Genomic DNA, 23592 nt, shown 5'->3' with positions numbered 1-23592 from the left:
CTTTGACCATGCAGCGCAGTGGCGGTGAAAGGAGTGTAGTAAAGGTGATGGCGAATTGCCTTGGTTCGGTGAAAGGTGGCTTCTGGGTGGGCGGTCTGGGGGGCCGCTTTGCGGCCCTTTCGCGGCGCAAGGCCGCTCCTACAGGAGAGTGCGGTTTCCTGTGGGCGGCTTTGTGCCGCGAAAGGGCAGCCCTAAGCTCAGCGAGGAGGATAGTTGGCCATCACCTGCGCCACGGTCTTCTGGATCGCGGTGTTACGTTCCTGCGGGCTGGGCGGGTAATTGTTCATGATCTGCTCGGCACTGCCGCGCCAGACCAGCTTGCCGTCGCGGCCGTCGAACAGGTCCACCTGGATGGTCGCTACCTTGTAGTCGACGCTGCGGGTTTCGTTGTACATCGGCCCGCCCCAGTAGCCGCCCCAGTAACCCCCCCAGGCGCCGCCATAATTGGTGGTGATCTGCTGCTGGCGATCTTCGACGATCAGGTAGGTGCGCACCCGCACATCCGGCCGCGCAGTGCCTTGCACCGGGCGCAGGCCGCGCTGGTCGAGCTGGCCGGCCACGGCCTGACGGATGCGTTGCTCGGTCAGGTCGCTCTTGATCCGCGGGTCGTCCGGGCGGTACTGCAAGGCCGGCTCCTGCCAGGCCCAGCTGCGGTACGCGGCGAAATCGCGGCTGGCATCGAAGTCCTGGGTGACATTGTTGTTGGCGCAGGCGCCGAGCAGCAACGTGAAAGACAACAGGGCGAGGCGGCGCAACATGATGGTTCTCCGTTGAAAGCTAACTGGGAGGATAGCCGCTGAGCGCCTTGCTCACCGATTCGCGCAAGGCATCTTCACGGTCCCGTGGCGAGTCCTTGCCGCTGCCACTTTCGGCACTGGCGCTCCACACTGGCTGGCCGCTGCGGGCATCGAACAGGTCGATGCGCACCACCATCACTTCCACTTCGTAGGTGCGCACCACTGGCACGCTGCCGTAGGCACCATAGCCATTGTGGTAACCGCCAAAGCCGACACCACCGTAAGGGTACGGGCCGTAGTAGGGGTCGTAGTAATCGTAGTCACGCACCTGGCGCAGGCGTCGCTCCAGGCGCACATCGGCGCTGACCAGCAGGTCGCCGCTGGCACCACGGGCCGGGCGCAGGCCGTGCTGATCGAGCGCGCCGCTGATGGCGTCGGCCAGTTGTGCCGGGTCGGTGCTGGCACTGGCGCGGGGCAATTGGCCGTTGCGCCAGCTCCAGCTGCGATAGCGACCATAGTCGCGTGGCGCGGCGGGGTAGGCGCTGGCATCGAACGTGGTCGCCGCCTGCGGCGGCGCCGGTGGCAGCGGCCGGCTGCTGGCAACATAGGGGTTGCTGCCCTGGCATGCGGCCAGGGTCAGGGTGAACAGTACCAGGCACAGTTGCGGGTACGGCATGTGGTCCTCCCGGCAAGCGGTGTCAATGCGGGCGACAAATCCAGTGCAGGTAGCGGCCCAGGCCAGCGAAGCTGGGGTGGCGGCGGTGCGCCAGTTCCATTTCCAGCAAGTCGAGCAGCTCGGCCTTGGCCTGGAATTCCTTGGGCATGTAGTCGTGGAACACCCGTACGCCACTTTCGCTTTCGACCTGCCACATGGGTTCAAGTTGCGCCTTGAGGGCCCGGGGATCAAGCGGTTTTTGCGGGGTCAGGCTCTGCTTCTCGCCTGCCAGGCGGTTGCTGCGCAGCTTGCGGAAATGGCCCTTGAGCAGGTTGCGGTAGACCAGCGCGTCGCGGTTGTAGAAGGCCAGCGACAACCAGCCGTCGGGGGCAGTCAGCTGGTGCAGCACCGGCAGGATGCTCTCGGGTTCGGCCAGCCATTCGAGCACTGCGTGGCACAGCACCACGTCGAACGGTTCGGTCAGCTGGCCGAGCAACGCCTGCCAGGGGGCCTGGATGAAGGTGGCCGTCTGGCCGGCCTCGGCGAAGCGCGCGCGGGCGCCTTCGAGCATGGGCGCGGCCGGTTCGGCCAGGGTCAGCTGGTGGCCTCGTTCGGCCAACCACAGGGCCATATGGCCCAGGCCCGCGCCGATATCGAGCACGCGCAGGGGGCGGTCGGGTAGCGTTTCGGCGAGGTCGGCCTGGAGCACCGCCAGGCGGATCGCACCCTTGGCCCCGCCGTAGATCTTCTCGGCGAAGCGGGTGGCCAGCTCATCGAAATGACGGTCGTTCATTTGGCAAAGCGCCTCTCGCTGTCGGCCAGCTTGGCACGCACCACTTCGTTCATGTCCAGGCCCAGCTCGCTGCACAGCAGCAACAGGTACAGGACGATATCGCCGATTTCCTGGCCGGCGTGGGCGAGCTCTTCCGGGGGAAGCTGGCGCGACTGGTCTTCGCTCAGCCATTGGAAGATCTCTACCAGTTCGGCCATCTCGACGCTGGCGGCCATGGCCAGGTTCTTCGGGCTGTGAAAGCCGCGCCAGTCGTTGTTGTCGCGGATCTGGTGCAGGCGGTCGGTCAGTTCTTGCAGATTCATGGGGGCTCTCCTGATGGCGTATAGCTTCGGGGGAGCGTGGGGGCAAAGCAAGCGGCGTGGGCCGCATCGCGGCCCGATCGCGGAAGCAGGCCTGCTCTTACAAGGGGGTGAGGGGGCGCCATTGGCCGAGCATGTGCAGCAGGCCGCCATGGCTGTCCAGGCGCAACACGCCTGCCGGGCCGGCCTCACTGGCGCTGAGCACTACCTCCGAGGGCAGGCGCACCGGTTTGCGAAAATCCACGTCGAAGACGTAGCCGCTGGTGGGCAGGTGGCCTTGCAGCGCGGCCATCGCCATGGCCTGGGTCCACAGGCCGTGGGCGATGGCCGTGGGGAAGCCGAACAGCCGAGCGCTGGCCGTGCCGAGGTGGATCGGGTTGTAGTCGCCACAGACCTTGGCGTAGCGCCGGCCGATGTCAGCGTCGGCGTACCAGCGCGTAACTTCGGGCAGGCTGCCGGGCTCGAGGTCCGCTTCTTCCTCGGCCTGCCCTTCAAGATGCAGGCCGCGCACCAGCATACGGCTGGTTTCACGCCACAGGGGGCCGAGCACATCCTGCGCTTCGGTCACCAGGTCGAAGGTGCCGCCCTTGGGGTGCGGGCGCAGGTTGTCGGCATGGACCGAGAAACGCAGGCCATCGACCCCGCCCAGCGGGCGATGGACCTGGGTTTCGTTGTGCAGGTGCACCAGGCCGAGGAGAGGGAAGGGGAAGTCCGGGGCGGTGAGCAACTGCAGTTGCAGGGGGAAGGCCATGACATGGGGATAGGTCGGCGGCAGGCGGCCGTGGTCGGGGTAATGGCACAACCGACGGTAGGCGGACAAATTGTCGGGCTGTACCCGCAGGAAGCAGCGCAGGCCGGCTTCGGGCAGGCGTTCGCCGCTGATCTTGCGCTTGGCCAAAGCCCGCAGGTAGAGGCGGGTGCGCGAATCGGGGCTGTGCAGATCATGCCATGGCCGTGTCATTGTCATGCTCCCATCAGTGCCTGGCCACAGACCCGCAGGACCTGGCCGTTGACCGCGCCGGTGCCGGGCTGGCTGAGCCAGGCCACGGCCTCGGCAACATCCTGCGGCATACCGCCCTGGCCCAGGGAGCTCAGGCGTCGCCCGGCTTCGCGCAGGCCCATGGGCATGGCGGCGGTCATGTGTGTCTCGATGAAGCCAGGCGCCACGGCGTTGATGGTGCCGCCGTGCTCGGCCAGCTTCGGCGCCCAGGCCTGGGCCAGGCCGATCAGGCCGGCCTTGCTGGCAGCGTAGTTGGCCTGGCCGCGGTTGCCGGCGATGCCGCTGACCGAGGCGAGCAGGGTGATGCGGGCGGCGTCGTGCAGCTTGCCGGCTTCGAGCAGGGCCTGGGTCAGAACCTGGGGGGCCTTGAGGTTGACGGCCATGACGGCGTCCCAGTAGTCGGGCGTCATGTTGGGCAAGGTCTTGTCCCGGGTGATGCCGGCGTTGTGTACCACGATGTCGATGCCCTCGGGCAAGGCCTCGAGCAGCTGCGCCGGGGCGTCGGCTGCGCAGATGTCCAGGGCCAGGGCGCGGCCACCGAGGCGGGCGGCGAGGGCATCGAGGTCGTTCTGCGCTGCCGGTACGTCCAGCAGGGTCACCTCGGCACCATCGCGGGCCAGGGTTTCGGCGATGGCCGCACCGATACCGCGGGCGGCGCCGGTGACCAACGCCCGGCGCCCGGCCAGCGGGCGGGTCCAGTCTTGCACCTGGGCAGCGCAGGGCGCCAGGTGCAGCACCTGGCCGGAAATGAATGCGCTGCGGGGCGACAGGAAGAAGCGCAAGGCGCCTTCAAGCTGGTTTTCGGCGCCTTCGTCGACGTACAGCAGCTGCACTGTGGCCCCGTTGCGCAGCTCCTTGCCCAGCGAGCGGCTGAAGCCTTCCAGGGCACGCTGGGCCACGCTGGCCAAGGGGTCGTCGAGGCCTGCCGGGGCATGGCCGAGGATGACGACATGGGCACACGGCGCCAGGCTGCGCAACAACGGCTGGAAGAATTCACGCAACTGGCGCAGCGCGTCGATGTCGGACAGGTGACTGGCGTCGAACACCACGGCTTTCACCTTCGGGCCCAGGCCTGCGACCCAGGGTTGGGCTTGCAGGCCGTCGCCATTGAAGCTGTAGAGGGTGTCGGTCAGGCACGGGGCGATGGCCTCGACCTTGGCCGCCAATGGCCCGCCGCCCAGCACCAGAGCGCCCTCCACCGGCCGCAGGCGGCCTGCCTGCCAGCGCTCCAGCGGCACCGGGCGCGGCAGGCCCAGGGCATCGACGAGACGTCGGCCCAGGTTGGAGTTGGCAAAGCCGAGATAGCGATCGCTCATGTGCGGGTCTCCCTGAAGGCAAGCATGCAGTGTGGACCAACTTTATGTCAGGGTCGTTCGAACGTGGTACTAGGCTGTACGGATCAAATTGTTTCAGGAGGAGGATGGGCATGGCTTCACCTCGGCGGGTCGCGATCCTGGGCGGTAATCGGATCCCTTTCGCACGCTCCAACGGCGCCTACGCCAATACCAGCAACCAGGCGATGCTCACCGCCGCACTCGAAGGCCTCATCGAGCGCTATCGCCTGCATGGCCTGCGCCTGGGCGAGGTGGCCGCCGGCGCGGTGCTCAAGCATGCCCGGGACATGAACCTGACCCGTGAGTGCGTGCTTGGCTCGCGGCTGTCGGCACAAACCCCGGCCTATGATGTCCAGCAGGCCTGCGGCACGGGCCTGGAGGCGGCGCTGTTGGTGGCCAACAAGATTGCCCTCGGGCAGATCGACTCCGGCATCGCCGGGGGCGTAGACACCACGTCCGACGCGCCGATCGCCATCAATGAAGGGCTGCGGCGCATCCTGCTGCGGGCCAACCGTGGCAAGCACCTGATGCAGCGGCTGCAGCCCTTCCTCAAGCTGCGCCCGAAACACCTCAAGCCCGAGCTGCCGCGCAACGAGGAGCCGCGCACGGGGCTGTCGATGGGGGAGCATTGCGAGCGCATGGCCCAGGCCTGGCAGATTGCGCGCATCGAGCAGGACGAGCTGGCCCTGCTGAGCCACCAGCAGCTGCTGGCATCGTTCAATGAAGGCTGGCATGACGACCTGCTCACCCCTTTCCTGGGGTTGACCCGGGACAACAACCTGCGCCCCGACCTGACCCTGGAGCAGTTGGCCAGGCTCAAGCCGGTATTCGACCGTAGCGGCCTGGGGACCCTGACGCCGGGCAATTCCACGCCGCTGACCGATGGCGCCTCGCTGGTGCTGCTCGGCAGCGAGCAGTGGGCCCAGGACCGTGGGTTGCCTGTATTGGCCTACCTGGTCGATGGCGAAACCGCCGCGGTGGATTTCGTCACCGGGCAGGAGGGGTTGCTGATGGCCCCGGTGTACGCCGTGCCACGCCTGTTGGCACGCAACGGCCTGAGCCTGCAGGACTTCGATTACTACGAGATCCATGAGGCCTTTGCCGCCCAGGTGCTGTGCACGCTCAAGGCCTGGGAAGACGAGGCCTATTGCCGTGACCGCCTGGGACTCGATGGGGCGCTGGGCAGCATCGACCGCAGCAGGCTCAATGTGAAAGGCAGCTCGTTGGCCGCGGGACATCCGTTCGCGGCGACCGGCGGGCGGATCCTGGCCAACATGGCCAAGTTGCTGGCCAAGGCAGGCAAGGGGCGGGGACTGATCTCGATCTGCGCAGCGGGAGGGCAGGGGGTTACGGTCATCGTCGAGCGATAGGGGCTGGCTTTATCCGCCGGCCTGTGGGCGTGGGCTTGTCCCGCGATCAAGGGCGTAGCCCTTGCTCTGCAGCCGCGATGGCAGCTCGGTGCCATCGCGGGACAAGCCCGCTCCTACAGAGAGGTGATATCGGATGGGATCAGGTGCGGAACCTGCGCACCAGGGCATCGAGCTCGTTGGACAGCCCCGCCAGGCTCTCGGAGTCCTGGCGCGCGGCCTGGGCCAGTTCGGCCACCAGCTGTGCGTCGCCGTGTATCTGGCTGATATGCCGGTTGATGTCCTCGGCCACCTGGTGCTGTTGCTCGGCTGCAGTGGCGATCTGGGTGTTCATGTCGCGGATGATGTCCACCGACTCGCGGATCTGCCCGAAGCTGTCACGGGCCAACCCGATGCGGCTGACCGACTGTTGTGAGACCTCCAGGCTGGCATGCATCTGCTCGGCAACCTGGGCAGTGCGTGAGGCCAGGTTGCCCAGCAGGCCGTCGATCTCGGCTGTGGAGTCAGCGGTGCGCTTGGCCAGGGCACGCACTTCGTCGGCCACCACCGCGAACCCGCGGCCTTGCTCTCCGGCGCGGGCCGCCTCGATGGCGGCGTTGAGGGCCAGCAGGTTGGTTTGCTCGGCGATCGAGCGGATGGTGCCCAGGATCGATTGGATAGCATTGCTGTCGCGCTCGAGTTGCTGGATCGACAGGGCCGACTGCTCGATTTCCTGGCTCAGGCGGTCGACGCTCTGCACCGCCGCGTCGATCTGCTGCTGGCCTTCGCGGGCCTGCTGCTGGCCGCTGTCGGCTGAGTCGGCCGCCTGGCTGCACGAGCGGGCGACTTCGTTGGCGGTGGCGACCATTTCGTGGAAGGCGGTGGAAACCATGTCCACCGCCTCGCGCTGGCGCCCGGCGGCTTCGGCCATGTCGCCGGAAACGCGGGTCGAGCTGCTGGAGGTATGCAGGATCTGCCCGGCGGCCGTGCCGATGTGCTGGATCAGGCTGCGAATGGCACCGAGGAACTGGTTGAACCAGCTGGCCAGCTGGGCGGTTTCGTCACGCCCGCGGATCTCCAGGCTGCGGGTCAGGTCGCCCTCGCCCTGGGCGATGTCCTCCAGGCCGCTGCTGACGCTGTTGATCGGGCGTACGATGACTTTGGCGAATGCAGCGCCGACCCCTGCGAAGATCACGGTCAGGGCCAGGGCGATGGAGCCGATCAACCAGCTCAGGTGGGTGGTGGTCTGCATGACTTCGTCATGGCGGATCAAACCGATGAAGGTCCAGCCTGATTGGGCGTCGGGGTAGACATTGGCCATGTAACGCTCGCCGCCCAGCTCCACTTCGACCAGCCCCTTTCCAGCCTTGGCCAGTACGGCGTAGCCTTCGCCGAAACTGTCGAGTTGCTTGAAGTTATGCTTGGGCTCGCGAGGGTCGACGATCACGTTGCCGTTGTTTTCCACCAACATCAGGTAGCCGCTTTCGCCCAGCTTTATCTGCTTGAGCAGGTCGGTCAGGCCATTGAGCGACACGTCGATGCTGACCACGCCGGCCAGGCTGCCGAGGCTGTTGTCGACGGCGCGTACGACACTAATCTGCACCACGTCACCGGACGCCCAGTAGTAGGGAGCCGTGCGCAAGGTCTTGCCGGGGTTGGCGACGGCCAGCTGGTACCAGGGGCGCTGGCGTGGGTCATAGTTGGCAAATGTGTCGTCGTTGGGCCAGCCGACATAACCACCATCACTCACGCCGTAGGAAATATAAGCATAGCTGGGGTGGGTTTCTGCCAAGCGGGCCATGAAATCGAACACCTGCTTGTCCTGCTCCCCCAGCTCGCGGGAGGGGCTGGCGGTCAGGTACTTGTTCAGGTTGCTACCGGTGGCAGCGATGATCGGTTGCGCGGCCAGGTAGTCCACGTTCTGTTCGATGCCCTGGAAGAAAAGGTGCATCGCGTTGCTGACCTGGCGGATTTCCCGGCTGCTATTGGCCAGGAAATCGTCACGGGCTTCGCTGCGCAAGTTGAGCATCACCAACGCGGCGACGAGGACAATGGGTAGGCCCGCGATGATGGCGAAGGCCCATGTCAGTTTCTGCTTGATGTTCATCCACGCTCCCGGTCTTGTTCTTGTTCGTTGCTAGAGGCAGGTGATGTGTAGATCGGCAGCGCTTGGTTTTTTTATAGGCCGGGGCTCCGTATTTGTTGCCTGAAGTCGTGTTTGGAGGAGGGCTGGTCGTGTTTGGTGATGCCAGCCATCTGTTCTGTCGCCTGCGCGGACCCTATCGCCGGCAAGCCGGCTCTCATAGAACAATGCATGACCATTTGATTTGCGGCACCCTGTGGGAGCGGGCTTGTCCCGCGATTAGGCCGGGCCCGATATCACCGTCGCCTGGCAAGGGCTTCGCCCTTGATCGCGGGACAAGCCCGCTCCCACAAGGGCAGCATTGGCCGCTTGTTCTCTGCGCGACAGCGCAGCCCGAAGGGCTGGGTGATCTCCCACAGGTATGGCGGTGTCTTTGAAACAGCGCGGGACAGGTGGGAGCCGGCTTGCCGGCGATAGGGCCCGTGCAGCCAACTCAAGGCAGAGGCACAGGTTCACAGTTGCTCAATGGCAACACCCCTTGCCATTGGCCAGGTCCTTGAGGATCGGGCAGTCCGGCCGGTCGTCGCCCTGGCAGTGGGCGACCAGTTCGCCCAGGGTGTCGCGCAGGCTGACCAGTTCCTCGATCCGCCGGTTCAGCTCGTCGATGTGCTGCATGGCCAGCGCCTTCACGTCGGCGCTGGCGCGCTGGCGGTCCTGCCAGAGGGTCAGCAGCCGGGCCACTTCCTCGAGGGAGAAGCCCAGGTCGCGCGAGCGCTTGATGAACGCCAGGGTATGCAAGTCGTCCGCCTGGTACAGGCGGTAGCCGCTGTCGCTGCGCAGAGCCGGCTTGAGCAGGCCGATGGACTCGTAGTAGCGGATCATCTTGGTGCTGAGCCCGCTGCGGCGGGCGGCCTGGCCGATGTTCATGGGTGCTCCTGCCAGTTGTCGGTGGGTTTCCAGGTTTTCAACCACAGGGCATTGCTCACCACGCTGACACTGGACAGGGCCATGGCGGCGCCAGCCAGCACGGGGTTGAGCAGGCCGAAGGCGGCCAGAGGGATGCCTATCAGGTTGTAGATGAAGGCCCAGAACAGGTTCTGGCGGATCTTGGCGTAGGTCTTGCGACTGATCTCCAGCGCCGCTGGTACCAGGCGCGGGTCGCCACGCATCAGGGTGATACCGGCGGCCTGCATGGCCACGTCGGTGCCCGAGCCCATGGCGATGCCGATATCGGCGGCGGCCAGGGCCGGCGCGTCGTTGATACCGTCGCCGACCATGGCCACCACGCCGTCGCGCTTGAGCGCGGCCACTGTGGCAGCCTTGTCGGCGGGGAGCACTTCGGCATGCACATCATCGATGCCCAGGGCCTGGGCTACGACCTGGGCGCTGCCGCGATTGTCGCCGGTCAGCAGGTGGCTGCTGATGTGCTGTGCGTGCAGCGCGGCAATGGCGTGATCGGCACCGGGTTTGAGGCTGTCGCCGAACGCGAACAGGCCCAGCACACGCTGTTGCGGTGCGCGCTCGATCAGCCACGACAAGGTGCGGCCTTCGGCTTCCCAGGTTTGTGCCCAGCGGGCCAGCTCGCCCGGTTGCAGGCCGCTCTCGTCGAGCAGGCGACGGTTGCCCAGGGCCAGTTCACGGCCCTCGACCTGCCCGGCGATGCCTCGGCCGGTGAGGGACTGGCTGTCGGCAACCTGCGGCACCAGCAGGCCCTGCTCTGCGCAAGCATCGAGCACGGCTTTGGCCAAGGGGTGTTCGCTGCCGCGCTGCAAGGCTCCGGCGAGGCGATGCAGGTCGCCCGTGTTCCCGTCTACTGCCTGGCTGTGCACGACCCGCGGGCTGCCGGAGGTGAGGGTGCCGGTCTTGTCGAAGACCACCCGGTTGACGGCGTGGGCACGCTCCAGCGCTTCGGCGTCCTTGATCAGGATGCCGTGGCGGGCAGCGACCCCGGTACCGGCCATGATCGCTGCCGGGGTCGCCAGGCCGAGTGCGCAAGGGCAGGCGATCACCAGCACGGCGACGGCATTGATCAACGCGGTTTCAAGCGGTGCGCCGGCCAGCCACCAGCCGCACAGCGTGGCCAAGGCCAGTACCAAGACCGTCGGGACGAACACCTGGCTGACCCGGTCCACCAGTTTCTGAATGGGCGCCTTGGCCGCCTGGGCGTCCTCGACCAGGCGGATGATACGGGCCAGTACGGTCTCGGTGCCCAGGGCCTGGGTGCGCACCAGCAGGCGACCTTCGCCATTGATGGCGCCGCCGGTGACCGAATCGCCAGGCTGCTTGGGCACAGGCAGGCTTTCCCCGCTGATCAGTGCCTCGTCGGCATGGCTGCTGCCCTCGAGCACTTCACCGTCGACCGGGAAGCGTTCGCCGGGTTTGACCAGCACCAGGTCGCCCAGGCGCAGCTGGCTGATTGCAACGTCTTCCTCGCGGCCGTCGACCATGCGCAGGGCACGCTCGGGGCGCAGTGCCTCGAGGGCACGGATGGCGCTGGCGGTCTGGCGCTTGGCTCGGCTCTCCAGGTACTTGCCCAGCAGCACCAGGGCGATGACCACGGCGGAGGCCTCGAAGTACAGGTGCGGCGCCATGTCCGCCGATGCCCGGGCCCATTCATACAGGCTCAGGCCGTAGCCGGCGCTGGTGCCCAACGCGACCAGCAGATCCATGTTGCCGGTGCCTGCGCGCACGGCTTTCCAGGCGGCGACGTAGAAGCGTGCACCGAGGATGAACTGCACCGGTGTGGCCAGCAGGAACTGCACCCAGGCCGGCAGCATCCAGTGCAAGCCGAACGGCTGGACAATCATCGGCAACACCAGCGGCAAGGCCAGCAGCAGCGCCACGCCTACCGCCAGGCGCTCGTTGCGCAGGCGACGCTGGGCCTCGGCCTGGTCGTCGCGGGCGGCCTTGGGCAGGCTGGCACTGTAGCCGGCTTTTTCCACCGCCGCGATCAGCTGGTTGTCGTCCAGCGCCTTCAGAACGTCGAGGTGGGCACGTTCGCTGGCCAGGTTGACGCTGACCTGCTCGACCCCCGGCAGCTTGCCCAGGGCGCGTTCGACACGGCCCACGCAGCTGGCGCAGGTCATGCCGCCGATCTGCAGTTCGACAGTGCGGGTGGGAACGCCGTAGCCGGCCCCGCGGACGGCATCGACCAGGGCGGGCAGGCTGCCGGCCGGGGCCTGGACCCGGGCCTGTTCAGTGGCGAGGTTGACGCTGACCTGTTCAGCGCCGGTGACCTTGCGCAGGGCGCGCTCGACCCGGCCAGCACAGCTGGCGCAGGTCATGCCGGAGATCGGCAGGTCGAACGTGGTAGGTGCGGACATGGGCTCTCCTCCTTGGACAGGCCTTCAGCATCAACCTTGCCACGTGGGTAAGGTCAATAGCCGAGGCCGGCGCGCTTGAGCTGGAGGCCAGCATGGCCCATGGCGATGCGGTACTTGCTGATTTGCCCGGCTTGCAGGGTCAGGCGGGTGCTGCGTTGGTCCTCGATGCCCGGCGCGCAGCCGGGCATCTGGCCGGGCAGCAAGCGCAGGCGTACGTCCACCGGCCCGGGTGGCAGGTTGAACGAGGTCGTTTGCTCCTGGAACAGGCGACCGGAAAGCTGGTCGTTGAGGTAGATACCGATTTCGCAGCTGGTGGCGACTTCCAGGCGTTCCCGGGAAATGATCAGCACGCTGTAGTCCGAGTTGCCCTCGGCGTTGGCCGGTGGTACCGCGGCCAGCGCGCCCAGCAGCCCAACCAGGCCCAATGCTGCCCTGAACATGAAGAATCTCCTGCTTGCCAGATCGTCAAAGGCGCAGCTTGGCCGAGCGGCGCACAGATTTCCACCCCGGCCGATTCCGCCAATACTTGACCTTGCCATGATGGCAAGCTTGAAACTGCAGGCAATCCCCCTGAATGGAGAAAGACCCGATGCATGTATTCAACGTTCAAGGCATGACCTGCGGCCACTGCGTCAAGGCAGTGACCCGCGCGGTGCAGGAGCAGGACGGCGCTGCCCAGGTGGATGTCGACCTGGCCGCCAAGCAGGTAAGGGTGCACAGCCGCCTGGCGGCCGAGCAGATCCTGGCAGCGATTCGTGACGAGGGCTACCAGGCCGAGGTGGCCTGACGGGGCGGGCTGGCGCTGGTCCAAGGGCGGCGCCAGCGCTTGGGCGGGTAATCGTTACAAAGGTTTTCATCCTGACGCGGTCCGGTGCAGGTAGACTTACCTACTTGCTTAGCCTGCTATGGATTCCCGATGAACCTGCGAATTGTGTTGATCCTGGGCGCCCTCAGTGCGTTCGGGCCCTTGGCGATCGACTTCTACCTGCCTGCCTTCCCTGCCATGGCGCACGCCTTCGCCACGGACGAAAAACACGTCCAGACCACCCTGGCCGCCTATTTCCTCGGCCTGTCCCTGGGCCAACTGGCCTATGGCCCGGTGGCCGATCGTTTCGGTCGGCGCAAGCCCCTGCTGTTCGGCATCACACTTTTCACCCTGGCCTCGCTGGCCTGCGCCTATGCACCCAATCTCGACACGCTGATCCTCGCGCGCTTCGTGCAGGCGTTGGGCGGCTGTGCCGGGATGGTCCTGTCGCGCGCGATCGTCAGCGACAAGTGCGATGCGGTGGCGTCGGCCAAGGTGTTCTCGCAGCTGATGCTGGTGATGGGGCTCGCGCCGATCCTGGCGCCGATGCTGGGTGGGGTGTTGGTCAACCTGGCGGGCTGGCAGTCGATCTTCCTGGCCCTGAGCCTGTTCAGCGCGGCCTGCCTGCTGGCCGTGAGCCTGGGCTTGCCCGAGAGCCTGCCGGCAGATATGCCGCGCCAACCGTTATCCGGTGCCCTGCGCCAGTACCTGCGCTTGCTGGGCGACCGGGTCTTCCTGGGCCATGCGTTGACCGGCGGCGTCGCCATCGCGGGCATGTTCGCCTACATCGCCGGTTCGCCCTTCGTGTTCATCAAGCTGTATGGCGTGCCGGCCGAACACTATGGCTGGTTGTTCGGTACCAACGCCGCCGGCTTCATTCTCATGGCCCAGGTCAATGCGCGTTTGCTGGCCAAGCGTGGCCCGGCGTTCCTGCTGGCTCGGGCGGTGTGGTTGTACTTGGCGGCAGCACTGGTGCTGTTGACGGTGGCGGCGCTACGCCCTGCGCAGCTGTGGCCGCTGCTGCTGCCGCTGTTCGTGTGTATCGCAAGCCTGGGTTGCATCATCCCCAACGCGTCGGCTTGCGCCATGAGCGGGCAGGGCGCTCGCGCCGGGAGCGCCTCGGCATTGATGGGCTGCCTGCAGTTCAGTGTCGCGGCGGGCGCTGCGGCGCTGGTGGGCGTGCTGCACGACGGTAGTGCAGTGCCCATGGCCCTGGTGATCAGCCTGTGCGGTGCACTGGTGGTCAGTGTGGCAATGTTGACTCGGCGTTTGCAGGCCAGCCGCCCGGTGTAAGGGTGTGGGGAGCCTGCAGGCGGCTCTCCAGCGTGGCGACGAACAGCCGTGCCTCCGCTTCGCTGCGAAAACTCACCACATGCTGGTCGAGCCGGACCTGCCAGGGGCAGTTGGGATTGCGGTTCGACGTACTGACGACAATCTTCATCGCGGCATTCCTCCGGTGGGTGGGAGCCGCTGAAGTTTAGCGCTGCCCCCAGCCTGCGCCATGTGCTGGCGCAGCTGTCCGGACTGACGGTCGTACCTTCTGTCTGCCTGAGTCGGCCTGTGGTCAAGCCATGGTGCACGAAGGCGAAACCTTCGCTTTGGGCTGCCGTATTTGAGGAAGGCCGGTGTCGGCATTGTTCTTGGGCGTTTCGCTTGTCGGCGAGCCTCCAGGGGCCTCGCAGCCTCCTTGCGACGAGGCCCCTGGCGATATCGGCGGGGCGACCCCTGGGCTCACTGCCGAGGCAAGGGGCCGCCCACCCCCGGCCTGTCGCGGCCTGTAAGGGCGCGCCAATGCGCAGGCACACGGCCTGGAGCGCCTTATACTGGCTGTCGCGGCCAATGCCAGCGAGAGATACTTCCCTGCCAGGGAATGGCACATGAGAGCTCCTTCGAGCGTGGCTGGAATGCCTCGCCTGTCGCGAACGCCAGCGCCCGAAATCCGCCTACGCCATTCCCGAGGGTGATACCCGCTGCGCCGTTTGGCCACGGAACCAGACGTGATCATCCAGGGAGTTGAAATGAAAGCAGTCAGCAGTATCGCCCAGATCGCCGGCCTGATGGCCGACCCCAAGCGCAGCGCCATGTTGTGGGCGTTGATCGATGGCATACCTCGCCCGGCCGATGAGCTGGCCGTGATGACCGGGCTGACCTCGTCGTCGGCCTGTGCTCATCTATCATTGCTGTCCTCGGCCGGCTTGCTGAGGCTGGAGTCGCGTGGTCGAAAACGTTACTTCCGCCTGGCTACACCGGAAGTCGGAGCGGCGGTGGAGGCCTTGGCCAGTGTGCGGCTCGAGCGTCGAGGCCAGCGCAGCGGCCAAGCAACCCCACTGCAGGTGCCCTTGTCCATGCGCAGGGCTAGACGTTGTGGCGACCACCTCGGTGGGGAGCTGGCCGCCGAGCTTTACCACCGCCTGATCGTGGCCGGTTGGCTGGAGGGTAGCCAGGCGCAACTGCGGGTCACTGCCGAGGGGCGCTCGCAACTGGCTGCCATCGGCGTGTTCATCGAGGCGCTGGCCCCTGGGGACCGACACGGTTGCTCGATCTGCCATTGCAACGAGTGGAGCGACCAGGGGCCGCACCTGGGGGGCAAACTGGGGAATGCACTGTTCAGGCTGTTCATGCAATCCGGTTGGTTGCGTGAACAGGAAGCGTCCCGGGCCTTGCAGATTTCCTCGATGGGTATTCAGCAGATCAACCGCATCGCCCGCACGCCGGCCTTGCAGGTGGGCTAGACCGGGCTGCAAGGCGGGGCGCGATCAGCGCACCAGACGGGCGTCCAGGCTGTTTTGTGCCAGGCGTCGGGCCTGGTCCTGGGTCATGCCCAGGTGGGTGTGCAGGGCATGGAAGTTCTCGGTGACATAGCCGCCGAAATAGGCCGGGTCGTCCGAATTGACGGTGACCTTCACGCCACGTTCGAGCATGTCGAGGATGTTGTGCTGGCCCATGTGCTCGAATACGCACAGCTTGGTGTTCGAGAGCGGGCAGACGGTCAGCGGGATCTGCTCGTCGATGATGCGTTGCATCAGGCGTTCGTCTTCGATAGCACGCACACCATGGTCGATACGCTGGATCTTCAGCAGGTCGATGGCCTCCCAGATGTATTCGGGCGGGCCTTCCTCGCCAGCGTGGGCTACCGCCAGGAAGCCTTCGCTGCGGGCTCGGTCGAAGACGCGCTGGAACTTGCTGGGTGGGTGGCCTTTTTCGGAACTGTCCAGGCCGACAGCGATGAAGGCATCACGGAAGGGCAGGGCCTGGTCGAGGGTCTTTTGCGCCTCTTCTTCGCTCAGATGGCGCAGGAAGCTCAGGATCAGCCCGCTGCCGATGCCCAGTTGCTCGCGACCATCCTTCAAGGCTTGGCGGATGCCGTTGAGTACCACCTCGAAGGGGATGCCCCGGTCGGTGTGGGTCTGTGGGTCGAAGAAGGGTTCGGTATGGATGACGTTCTGCGCTTTGCATCGCTGCAGGTAGGCCCAGGTCAGGTCATAGAAGTCCTGCTCGGTACGCAGGACATCGGCGCCCTGGTAGTAGAGGTCGAGAAACTCCTGCAGGTTGTTGAAGGCGTAGGCGCTGCGCAGGGTTTCAACGTCCGCCCAGGGCAGGGCGATCTTGTTGCGCTCGGCCAGGGTGAACAGCAGCTCGGGCTCCAGGGAGCCTTCCAGGTGCATGTGCAGTTCAGCCTTGGGCAAGGCGTTGAGCCAGTCATACATAGGTGCAATCTCGGTCAGGTACGGTTGCCGTCATTCTACAGGGGCTGGCCGGATGCAGGGGAGAAGGGCTGCCGGGCAGCCCCTTCCGGTTCAGGTCAACCCGCGATCAGCTGGGCCGCGGCCTGGCGGTGATCGGCGATCAGGCCTTGTACGTCCAGGCCTTCGATCTGCCCGTCGATGACACGCCACTGGCCACCGACCATGACCCGGTCGGCACGGTCGGCGCCGCACAGCAGCAAGGCCGAAAGTGGGTCATGGCTGCCGGAGAAGCGCAGCTCGTCGAGCTTGAACAGGGCCAGGTCGGCCTGCTTGCCGACGGCCAGCTCACCGATGTCGCTGCGCCCCAGCAGGCGTGCCGAACCACGGGTGGCCCAGCCCAGGGCGCGTTCAGGCGTGATCTGCTCGGCGCCGTAGCGCAGGCGCTGCAGGTACAGGGCCTGGCGTGCCTCGAGGATCATGTTCGACGCATCGTTGGAAGCCGAGCCGTCGACACCGAGGCCCACGGGCGCGCCTGCCGTTTCCAGTTCCACGGTCGGGCAGATGCCGGACGCCAGGCGCATGTTCGAGCTCGGGCAGTGGCAGATACCGGTACCGGCCTGCCCCAGGCGGGTGATTTCCTCAGGGTTGAAATGAATGCCATGGGCCAGCCAGGTGCGTGGGCCCAGCCAACCCACGCTGTCCAGGTAGTCCACCGTGCGCAGGCCGAAACGCTGCAGGCAGAAGTCCTCTTCGTCGAGGGTCTCGGCCAGGTGGGTATGCAGGCGTACGTCCAACTCCTCGGCCAGGGTGGCACTGGCGCGCATGATCTCGGGTGTGACCGAGAAGGGCGAGCAGGGCGCCAGGGCGATCTGGATGCGGGCGCCGTCGCCGCGTTCGTGGTAGCTGTGGATAAGCCGCTGGCTGTCGGCGAGGATGACCTCGCCCTCCTGCACCGTCTGCTGCGGCGGCAGGCCGCCATCGGCTTCGCCCAGGCTCATGGAACCGCGGGTCAGCATGGCGCGCATGCCCAGCTTGCGCACGGCCTCGACCTGCACGTCGATGGCGTTGTCCAGGCCGGTCGGGAACAGGTAGTGGTGGTCGGCTGCGGTCGTGCAGCCTGACAGCAGCAGCTCCGCCATGGCGACCTGGCTGGCCAGTTCCAGCTTGGCCGGCGTGAGCCGCGCCCAGACGGGGTAGAGGGTCTTGAGCCAGGGGAACAGGGGTTGGTTGACCACCGGCGCCCAGGCGCGGGTGAGGGTCTGGTAGAAATGGTGGTGGGTGTTGATCAGGCCGGGCAGCACCACGTGCTCGCGGGCATCGAAGACCTGGTCGCAAGGTGTGCTGGGGCTTTCGCCAAGGGCGAGCAGTTGGGTGATGCGGCCGTCTTCGATGACCAGGCCACCACGGGCGTCGGCACCGTTGGCGGTGAAGATGGCAAGGGGAGATTTCAACCAAATGCGGGTCGCAGGCATGGTGCCGGCTCCTCTGAAAGTGGGTTCAGGTTAGCCAGCTCAGTGTTGCCCTGTCTGCTGATCCAGGTCCGCCGCGGGCGGCGAGGCGTCCAGTCTACTGCCTCGCCAGGCGGCTTTCAATTCACCAGGTGAGCGGGTCGCCCCGGTAGTTGATGAAATGCAGGCCAGGCTTGCCGCTGTACGCCTTGACCTGCTCGAGCATGCCTTGGGTGCTGGTGAAGACATCGATATCGGCCTGGTCGCTGCCCATGTCGGTGCGCACCCAGCCGGGGTGCATGGCGATCACTGAAAGCCCGGGGTGTTCCAGTTCGGCCACGAAGCTGTTGATCATCGAGTTCAGGGCCGCCTTGCTGGCCTTGTAGAAGCAGATGTGGTTGCTGGTAGGGTTGCCGACGCTTCCCAGCGCCGAACTCATGAATGCCAGCACGCCGGAACCTTCGCGCACTTGCCCGACCAGCCGACGCGCCACGCGAATCGGCGATACCGCATTGGTCATGAACAGTGCACCGATTTCCTGTTCGGTGGCGGTCTCCGGGTCGTGCGGTTCGCGGCCCATGACGCCGGCGTTGAGGAACAGCAGGTCGAATACTTCGCCTTGCAGGCGCTGTTGCAGAGCATCGAGTTGCCCGGCATCGTTCATTTCCAGGGTTTCCACGCGTACGCCGGGGATCGCACGCAGGGCATCGGCCTTCTGGGCGTCGCGCACGGTGGCGACGATGGCCCAGCCGTCTTCGTGCAGGCGTTGCACGAGGCCCAGGCCCAACCCGCGGGAGGCTCCGATGATCAGGGCGGTTCTAGCGTTGGGCATGACGGGCTCCTTGGACATCCGATATCAGGGTACAGAGCATACGCCAAGAGTGGGCCGGTTGCCTGGCCGAGGCTGATCAAAAAATGACCATCCTCCCCAAGCCCTTTGAATACGGGCGTTGCGCTCAAGGGTTCACGGGTTATCCACAGCACACTCCACATTATCTGTGAGCAAGCCTCTACTGTAGAGATCCATGCCGAAGGCAGGTCATGGCATCAGGAGTTGGGGATAACTTACTGATATTCAGGTGCTTGCGACGTTGTCATGAAAATGTGATCAAAATATGATCAATGTCGTGCAGGCCTTGCAGCCCAAGGCCTGGAGATGAATGCCCCAAGCTTATCCACAGGCGGGCCCACAGTTGCTGTGAGCAATCTGGAGGGCTTCAACCTTCGCAGGGCTCCAGGCGGATTCGGCCACGGCTGAGGTCTGCCAACTGTTGTTGCAGCGCTTCGAGATGGGCGTCGCCGAGGGCCACCTGCAAATCCACACCGTTGGCGGTGAACCGTTCGTCCAGCACCAGGCCGTCCACGTCCGCCAAGCGCAGTTTGAGCAGTGCCAACTCACTGAAGCTGCAGCTGCAGCGGTACTCGCTGCGCTGCACCAATAGTCGCTTGGGCGCCTGCTGCAGGCACTTGTTGGCACCGCCGCCGTAGGCGCGGGCCAGGCCGCCGGTGCCCAGCTGGATGCCGCCATACCAGCGGATCACCAGCACCACCACCTGGTCGCAATCCTGGGCCTCGATGGCCGCGAGGATCGGCCGGCCAGCGGTGCCGCCGGGTTCACCGTCGTCGCTGCTGCGGTACTGCGCACCCAGTTTCCAGGCCCAGCAGTTATGGGTGGCGGCCAGGTCGCTGTGGCGTTCGATGAAGCTCATGGCCTCGGCCGGGCTGCTGATCGGGCCGGCGAGGGTGATGAAGCGGCTCTTGCGGATTTCTTCGTGGAATTCGCAGAGGTCGAGCAGGGTAGAAGGCATAGGTCCGGGTCAGGCTGTCGGGGTGATGCCACAGCCTTTGAGAATGATGTGGATAAGGTTGTTGCTGGCGTCTTCCATATCTTGCTTGGTCAGGCGGCTACGGCCGGTGACCTGGCAGATCTGGGTGGCGAAGTCGGCATAGTGCTGGGTACTGCCCCACAGCAGGAAGATCAGGTGCACCGGGTCGACCGGGTCCATCTTGCCAGCATCGATCCAGGCTTGGAATACCGCCGCCCGGCCACGGAACCAGTCGCGGTAGTCGGCACTGAAGTATTCGCTCAGGCACTGGCCGCCGCTGATCACCTCCATGGCGAAGATCCTCGAGGCCTGCGGGTTACGCCGGGAGAACTCCATCTTGGTGCGGATGTAGTGGCTCAGCGCCTGGGCCGGGTCGTCCTCGACGCTCAGGGCGTTGAAGGTGCTGTCCCACAGCTCGATGATGTTGCTCAGCACGGCGATGTACAGGCCAAGCTTGTTGGTGAAGTAGTAATGCAGGTTGGCCTTGGGCAAGCCGGCCTTCAGGGCGATGGTGTTCATGCTGGTGCCCTTGAAGCCATGGCGGGCAAACTCGTCTTCGGCGGCCTGGATGATGGCCTGTTCGTTTTTCTGGCGAATACGGCCGGCAGGTTTGCCCGAGGTGGAAGGTAGATGCGCAGGGACTTCGAGGGTCATGGACGGTTCCGTACGGTTCAGTGGCAACGGATGTCGGACAAGATTACCTTCCTGTGCCGAAGTGACAAGCATTGGCGGCACGCATAGGCATCAGCGTGTCGCAGCCAGGCTTTCGAGGAAGCTTTCCAGTACCAGGTTCGGTCGGCGCCCCTTGCGCGTCACCCAGCTCAGGCTCAGGTCATAGAAGCGCTGGGCCGGCTTCAAGGCGCGCAGGCGGCCCTGTTGGACCCAGAAGGACGCGTAGTGGTCGGGCAGGTAGCCGATGTAGCGCCCGGTGAGGATGAGGAACGCCATGCCCTCGCGGTCCGAGGCGCTGGCCGTGCAATGTAGGGCCTGGTAGTGCGCCTGGATGTCGGCGGGCAGGCGGAAGGTCGGGGCGATCGCGTCCTGGCTATTGAGGCGCTGGTCGTCGACCTGTTGGTCGTCGGCGTAGAACAACGGGTGACCGACGGCGCAATAGAGCAGCGAACGCTCGCTGTACAGGGGCTGGTATTCCAGGCCCGAGAGCGGGCTGGTCTGGGGCACCACGCCCACATGCAGGCTGCCGTCCAGCACGCCCTGCTCGACCTGGCTGGGGGCGATCATGCGGATCTGGATGCGCACATCGGGGCCGCGGTCCTTGAGTTCGGCCAAAGCGTGGGTGATGCGCATGTGTGGCAGGGTGACCAGGTTGTCGGTCAGGCCGATGTTCAGCTCGCCGCGCAGGTGCTGGTGCAGCCCGTTGACCTCGGTGCGGAAGGTTTCCAGGGCGCTGAGCAGTTGCAGGGCCGAGTGGTAGACCTCACGGCCTTCCTCGGTCAACGAAAAACCGGCCCGGCCACGTTGGCACAGGCGCAGGCCCAGGCGCTGCTCCAGGTCGTTCATCTGCTGGCTGATGGCCGAGCGGCCGATGCCGAGCACGTTTTCGGCGGCCGAGAAGCCTCCGCATTCCACCACGCTGCGGTAGATCTTCAGCAGGCGGATGTCGAAGTCGCTGACCTGGGCGAGGGGTTGTGGGCGTTTCACGATGGGCCTTCGTTGGAGTGGGGGCAGGAGCGCAACCTTAAAACCTAACCCTGTGGATAAAACAGTCGACCCCATGCAATCGCGAGGTTGCGCGGGCGCATCTGTGGGCAGCTCATTGATTGGCAAGGTGTTTCCCGCAGGGTGGTCTTAAGTTTAGCGGGTTCATATCCAAAGATTAGAAAAGCAGAGTTTTTCTTACGTTATCCCCATGACAACTTAGCTGCAACAACATCCATCGTTGCCTAATCGTCTTCCGAGGAACCGCCGATGAACATGCCCGAAACCGCCGCCACCGGCATCGCCAGCCAGCTCAAACTGGACGCCCACTGGATGCCCTACACCGCCAACCGCAATTTCCAGCGCGATCCACGCCTGATTGTGGCAGCCGAAGGCAGCTACCTGTACGACGACAAGGGCCGCAAGGTGTTCGACGCCTTGTCGGGCCTGTGGACCTGCGGCGCCGGGCATACTCGCAAGGAGATTTCCGAAGCGGTGGCGCGCCAGGTGGGCGTGCTGGACTATTCCCCGGCGTTCCAGTTCGGCCACCCGCTGGCCTTCCAACTGGCCGAGAAGATCACCGAGCTGACCCCGGGTGACCTGAACCATGTGTTCTTCACCAACTCCGGCTCCGAGTGCTGCGACACTGCGCTGAAGATGGTACGCGCCTACTGGCGCCTGAAAGGCCAGGCGACCAAGACCAAGATCATCGGCCGCGCCCGTGGCTACCACGGGGTGAACATCGCCGGCACCAGCCTCGGCGGTGTCAACGGCAACCGCAAGCTGTTCGGCCAGTTGCTGGACGTCGACCACCTGCCTCACACCCTGCTGCCGGGCAACGCTTTCACCAAAGGGATGCCGGAAGAGGGCGGTATCGCCCTGGCCGATGAGATGCTCAAGTTGATCGAGCTGCATGACGCCTCGAACATCGCGGCCGTCATCGTCGAGCCACTGGCCGGCTCCGCGGGCGTGCTGCCGCCGCCCAAGGGCTACCTCAAGCGCCTGCGCGAGATCTGCACCCAGCACAACATCCTGCTGATCTTCGACGAAGTGATCACCGGCTTCGGCCGCATGGGCGCCATGACCGGCTCCGAAGCCTTCGGCGTGACCCCGGACCTAATGTGCATCGCCAAGCAGGTCACCAACGGTGCCATCCCCATGGGTGCGGTGATCGCTACCAGCGAGATCTACCAGACCTTCATGAACCAGCCGACGCCCGAATACGCCGTGGAGTTCCCCCACGGCTACACCTATTCGGCCCATCCGGTGGCCTGCGCAGCCGGCATCGCCGCGCTGGACCTTCTGCAGAAAGAAAACCTGGTGCAGTCGGCCGCCGAGCTGGCGCCGCACTTCGAGAAGGTGCTGCACGGCATCAAGGGCACCAAGAACGTCATCGACATCCGCAACTATGGCCTGGCCGGTGCCATCCAGATCGCTGCGCGTGACGGCGATGCCATCGTGCGTCCCTACGAGGCGGCGATGAAGCTGTGGAAGGCAGGTTTCTATGTCCGCTTCGGTGGCGACACCTTGCAGTTCGGCCCAACCTTCAACACCCAGCCGCAGGAACTGGACCGCCTGTTCGATGCGGTGGGTGAAGCCCTGAACCAGATCGACTGATCTTTTCCGACTCTGACGACAGGCGCGTTCCTACGCGCCTGCCTCTACCTTCTTTATCTGGAGTATTGCATGAGCATCGTTCAGCACCTGATCAACGGCGAGCTGGTTTCCAAGGGCGAGCGCACCGCCGATGTCTTCAACCCGTCCACAGGCGAGAGCACCCGCAAGGTCGAACTGGCCAGCCGCGCCACCGTCCAGGAAGCCATCGATTCGGCCAAGGCTGCATTCCCGGCCTGGCGCAACATGCCCCCGGCCAAACGCGCCCAGGTAATGTTCCGCTTCAAGCAACTGCTGGAGCAGAATGAAGCACGTATCTCGCAACTGATCAGCGAAGAGCACGGCAAGACCCTGGAAGACGCTGCCGGTGAACTCAAGCGCGGCATCGAGAACGTCGAGTTCGCCTGCGCCGCCCCAGAGCTGCTCAAGGGCGAGTACAGCCGCAACGTTGGCCCGAACATCGATGCCTGGTCCGATTTCCAGCCGCTGGGCATCGTCGCCGGCATCACCCCGTTCAACTTCCCGGCCATGGTGCCGCTGTGGATGTACCCGCTGGCCATTGCCTGCGGCAACGCCTTCATTCTCAAGCCGTCCGAGCGTGACCCGAGCTCGACCCTGTTCATTGCCCAGCTACTGCATGAAGCGGGCTTGCCCAAAGGTATCCTCAATGTCGTGCATGGCGACAAGGAGGCGGTCGATGCACTGATCGAGGCACCAGAAGTCAAGGCCCTGAGCTTCGTGGGGTCGACCCCGATCGCCGAATACATCTATGCCGAAGGCACCAAGCGCGGCAAGCGTGTGCAGGCGCTGGGCGGCGCGAAGAACCATGCCGTGCTGATGCCCGATGCCGACCTGGACAATGCCGTCAGCGCACTGATGGGGGCGGCCTACGGTTCTTGCGGCGAGCGCTGCATGGCTATTTCGGTCGCGGTGTGCGTGGGCGACCAGGTGGCCGATGCACTGATCGCCAAGCTGGAGCCGCAGATC

At 65.4% G+C, this 23592-nt stretch carries 22 protein-coding genes and 2 pseudogenes (1 of these 24 only partly in view); 6 read left to right on the top strand and 18 right to left on the bottom strand.

What is annotated here, in order from left to right:
- Positions 1-197: 197 nt before the first annotated feature.
- The 6 genes from ACXHGZ_RS18490 to ACXHGZ_RS18465 all read right to left on the bottom strand — a co-directional run bounded on the left by ACXHGZ_RS18490 (position 198) and on the right by ACXHGZ_RS18465 (position 4800).
- Complete coding sequence (locus ACXHGZ_RS18490; protein ID WP_324816590.1) at positions 198-758, bottom strand: DUF4136 domain-containing protein; 561 nt, start codon at positions 756-758, stop codon at positions 198-200.
- A gap of 19 nt (positions 759-777) precedes the next feature.
- Positions 778-1413 (bottom strand): DUF4136 domain-containing protein, encoded by a 636-nt coding sequence (locus ACXHGZ_RS18485; protein ID WP_084858725.1) that lies wholly within the window; start codon positions 1411-1413, stop codon positions 778-780.
- Positions 1414-1435: 22 nt separating this feature from the next.
- Entirely contained in the window at positions 1436-2185 is a 750-nt protein-coding gene (locus tag ACXHGZ_RS18480; protein ID WP_084858724.1) for a methyltransferase domain-containing protein, read from the bottom strand.
- A complete protein-coding gene (locus ACXHGZ_RS18475) occupies positions 2182-2487 on the bottom strand; it encodes a MazG-like family protein (RefSeq protein WP_084858723.1) in 306 nt (101 codons plus the stop codon). The genes ACXHGZ_RS18480 and ACXHGZ_RS18475 overlap by 4 nt, the downstream gene beginning before the upstream one ends.
- Before the next feature lie 97 nt (positions 2488-2584).
- Complete coding sequence (locus ACXHGZ_RS18470; protein WP_480460864.1) at positions 2585-3445, bottom strand: MaoC family dehydratase; 861 nt, start codon at positions 3443-3445, stop codon at positions 2585-2587.
- 2 nt (positions 3446-3447) lie between these two features.
- Positions 3448-4800: a 3-oxoacyl-ACP reductase gene (locus ACXHGZ_RS18465; RefSeq protein WP_480460862.1), complete on the bottom strand. Its 1353-nt coding sequence runs from the start codon at positions 4798-4800 to the stop codon at positions 3448-3450.
- A 110-nt stretch (positions 4801-4910) separates the two neighbouring features.
- On the opposite strand from ACXHGZ_RS18465, the gene ACXHGZ_RS18460 reads away from it, so the two are divergent.
- Positions 4911-6188 (top strand): acetyl-CoA C-acetyltransferase, encoded by a 1278-nt coding sequence (locus tag ACXHGZ_RS18460; RefSeq protein WP_480460860.1) that lies wholly within the window; start codon positions 4911-4913, stop codon positions 6186-6188.
- A gap of 139 nt (positions 6189-6327) precedes the next feature.
- Here the strand turns inward: ACXHGZ_RS18460 and ACXHGZ_RS18455 are convergent.
- The 5 genes and pseudogenes from ACXHGZ_RS18455 to ACXHGZ_RS18435 all read right to left on the bottom strand — a co-directional run.
- Positions 6328-6927, bottom strand: a pseudogene (locus tag ACXHGZ_RS18455) (methyl-accepting chemotaxis protein); the annotation flags it as partial.
- A 306-nt stretch (positions 6928-7233) separates the two neighbouring features.
- Positions 7234-8115 (bottom strand): annotated as a pseudogene (locus ACXHGZ_RS18450) (cache domain-containing protein); the annotation flags it as partial.
- Between the two features lie 654 nt (positions 8116-8769).
- Complete coding sequence (gene cueR / locus ACXHGZ_RS18445) at positions 8770-9174, bottom strand: Cu(I)-responsive transcriptional regulator (RefSeq protein ID WP_084858718.1); 405 nt, start codon at positions 9172-9174, stop codon at positions 8770-8772.
- A complete protein-coding gene (locus ACXHGZ_RS18440) occupies positions 9171-11570 on the bottom strand; it encodes a heavy metal translocating P-type ATPase (protein ID WP_480460859.1) in 2400 nt (799 codons plus the stop codon). The genes cueR and ACXHGZ_RS18440 overlap by 4 nt, the downstream gene beginning before the upstream one ends.
- 53 nt (positions 11571-11623) lie before the next feature.
- Positions 11624-12010, bottom strand: a complete 387-nt coding sequence (locus ACXHGZ_RS18435) for a hypothetical protein (RefSeq protein ID WP_084858716.1) — start codon at positions 12008-12010, stop codon at positions 11624-11626.
- A 149-nt stretch (positions 12011-12159) separates the two neighbouring features.
- On the opposite strand from ACXHGZ_RS18435, the gene ACXHGZ_RS18430 reads away from it, so the two are divergent.
- Together ACXHGZ_RS18430 and ACXHGZ_RS18425 are read left to right on the top strand one after the other, a co-directional pair.
- Complete coding sequence (locus ACXHGZ_RS18430; RefSeq protein WP_084858715.1) at positions 12160-12357, top strand: heavy-metal-associated domain-containing protein; 198 nt, start codon at positions 12160-12162, stop codon at positions 12355-12357.
- Between the two features lie 129 nt (positions 12358-12486).
- Complete coding sequence (locus ACXHGZ_RS18425) at positions 12487-13668, top strand: multidrug effflux MFS transporter (RefSeq protein ID WP_480460857.1); 1182 nt, start codon at positions 12487-12489, stop codon at positions 13666-13668.
- Here the strand turns inward: ACXHGZ_RS18425 and ACXHGZ_RS18420 are convergent.
- Positions 13619-13816: a hypothetical protein gene (locus tag ACXHGZ_RS18420; RefSeq protein ID WP_480460855.1), complete on the bottom strand. Its 198-nt coding sequence runs from the start codon at positions 13814-13816 to the stop codon at positions 13619-13621. The two genes, ACXHGZ_RS18425 and ACXHGZ_RS18420, sit on opposite strands and share 50 nt — an antisense overlap.
- A gap of 577 nt (positions 13817-14393) precedes the next feature.
- Here ACXHGZ_RS18420 and ACXHGZ_RS18415 point away from each other — a divergent pair.
- A complete protein-coding gene (locus ACXHGZ_RS18415; RefSeq protein ID WP_084858712.1) occupies positions 14394-15107 on the top strand; it encodes an ArsR/SmtB family transcription factor in 714 nt (237 codons plus the stop codon).
- A 24-nt stretch (positions 15108-15131) separates the two neighbouring features.
- On the opposite strand, the gene ACXHGZ_RS18410 is transcribed toward ACXHGZ_RS18415, so the two are convergent.
- The 6 genes from ACXHGZ_RS18410 to ACXHGZ_RS18385 all read right to left on the bottom strand — a co-directional run bounded on the left by ACXHGZ_RS18410 (position 15132) and on the right by ACXHGZ_RS18385 (position 20997).
- On the bottom strand, positions 15132-16082 hold the full coding sequence (locus tag ACXHGZ_RS18410; RefSeq protein WP_084858711.1) for an adenosine deaminase: 951 nt from the start codon (positions 16080-16082) through the stop codon (positions 15132-15134).
- A gap of 95 nt (positions 16083-16177) precedes the next feature.
- Complete coding sequence (locus tag ACXHGZ_RS18405) at positions 16178-17533, bottom strand: 8-oxoguanine deaminase (RefSeq protein ID WP_480460853.1); 1356 nt, start codon at positions 17531-17533, stop codon at positions 16178-16180.
- Between the two features lie 121 nt (positions 17534-17654).
- Complete coding sequence (locus ACXHGZ_RS18400) at positions 17655-18341, bottom strand: SDR family oxidoreductase (protein WP_480460851.1); 687 nt, start codon at positions 18339-18341, stop codon at positions 17655-17657.
- A gap of 385 nt (positions 18342-18726) precedes the next feature.
- Positions 18727-19317 carry an IMPACT family protein gene (locus tag ACXHGZ_RS18395; RefSeq protein WP_084858708.1) on the bottom strand — a complete coding sequence of 197 codons (591 nt, stop codon included), beginning with the start codon at positions 19315-19317 and terminating at the stop codon, positions 18727-18729.
- 9 nt (positions 19318-19326) lie between these two features.
- Positions 19327-19989: a TetR/AcrR family transcriptional regulator gene (locus ACXHGZ_RS18390; RefSeq protein WP_084858707.1), complete on the bottom strand. Its 663-nt coding sequence runs from the start codon at positions 19987-19989 to the stop codon at positions 19327-19329.
- A 90-nt stretch (positions 19990-20079) separates the two neighbouring features.
- Positions 20080-20997 carry a LysR family transcriptional regulator gene (locus ACXHGZ_RS18385; RefSeq protein WP_480464097.1) on the bottom strand — a complete coding sequence of 306 codons (918 nt, stop codon included), beginning with the start codon at positions 20995-20997 and terminating at the stop codon, positions 20080-20082.
- A gap of 264 nt (positions 20998-21261) precedes the next feature.
- Between ACXHGZ_RS18385 and aptA the strand changes: the two genes are divergently transcribed.
- Both aptA and ACXHGZ_RS18375 read left to right on the top strand, forming a co-directional pair.
- Positions 21262-22608, top strand: coding sequence for an omega-aminotransferase AptA (gene aptA / locus ACXHGZ_RS18380; protein WP_368829883.1), 1347 nt, complete (start codon positions 21262-21264; stop codon positions 22606-22608).
- A gap of 69 nt (positions 22609-22677) precedes the next feature.
- Positions 22678-23592 carry the 5' portion of a CoA-acylating methylmalonate-semialdehyde dehydrogenase gene (locus ACXHGZ_RS18375; RefSeq protein ID WP_224456995.1) on the top strand. It continues 579 nt past the right edge of the window, so 915 of the gene's 1494 nt are visible here — the first part of the coding sequence; the start codon lies at positions 22678-22680; its stop codon lies off the right edge, out of view.

The organism is Pseudomonas shiyinii (assembly GCF_056725765.1).
The sequence above is the reverse complement of the archived record's forward strand: the minus strand, read 5'-3'. Positions and strand labels throughout refer to the sequence as shown.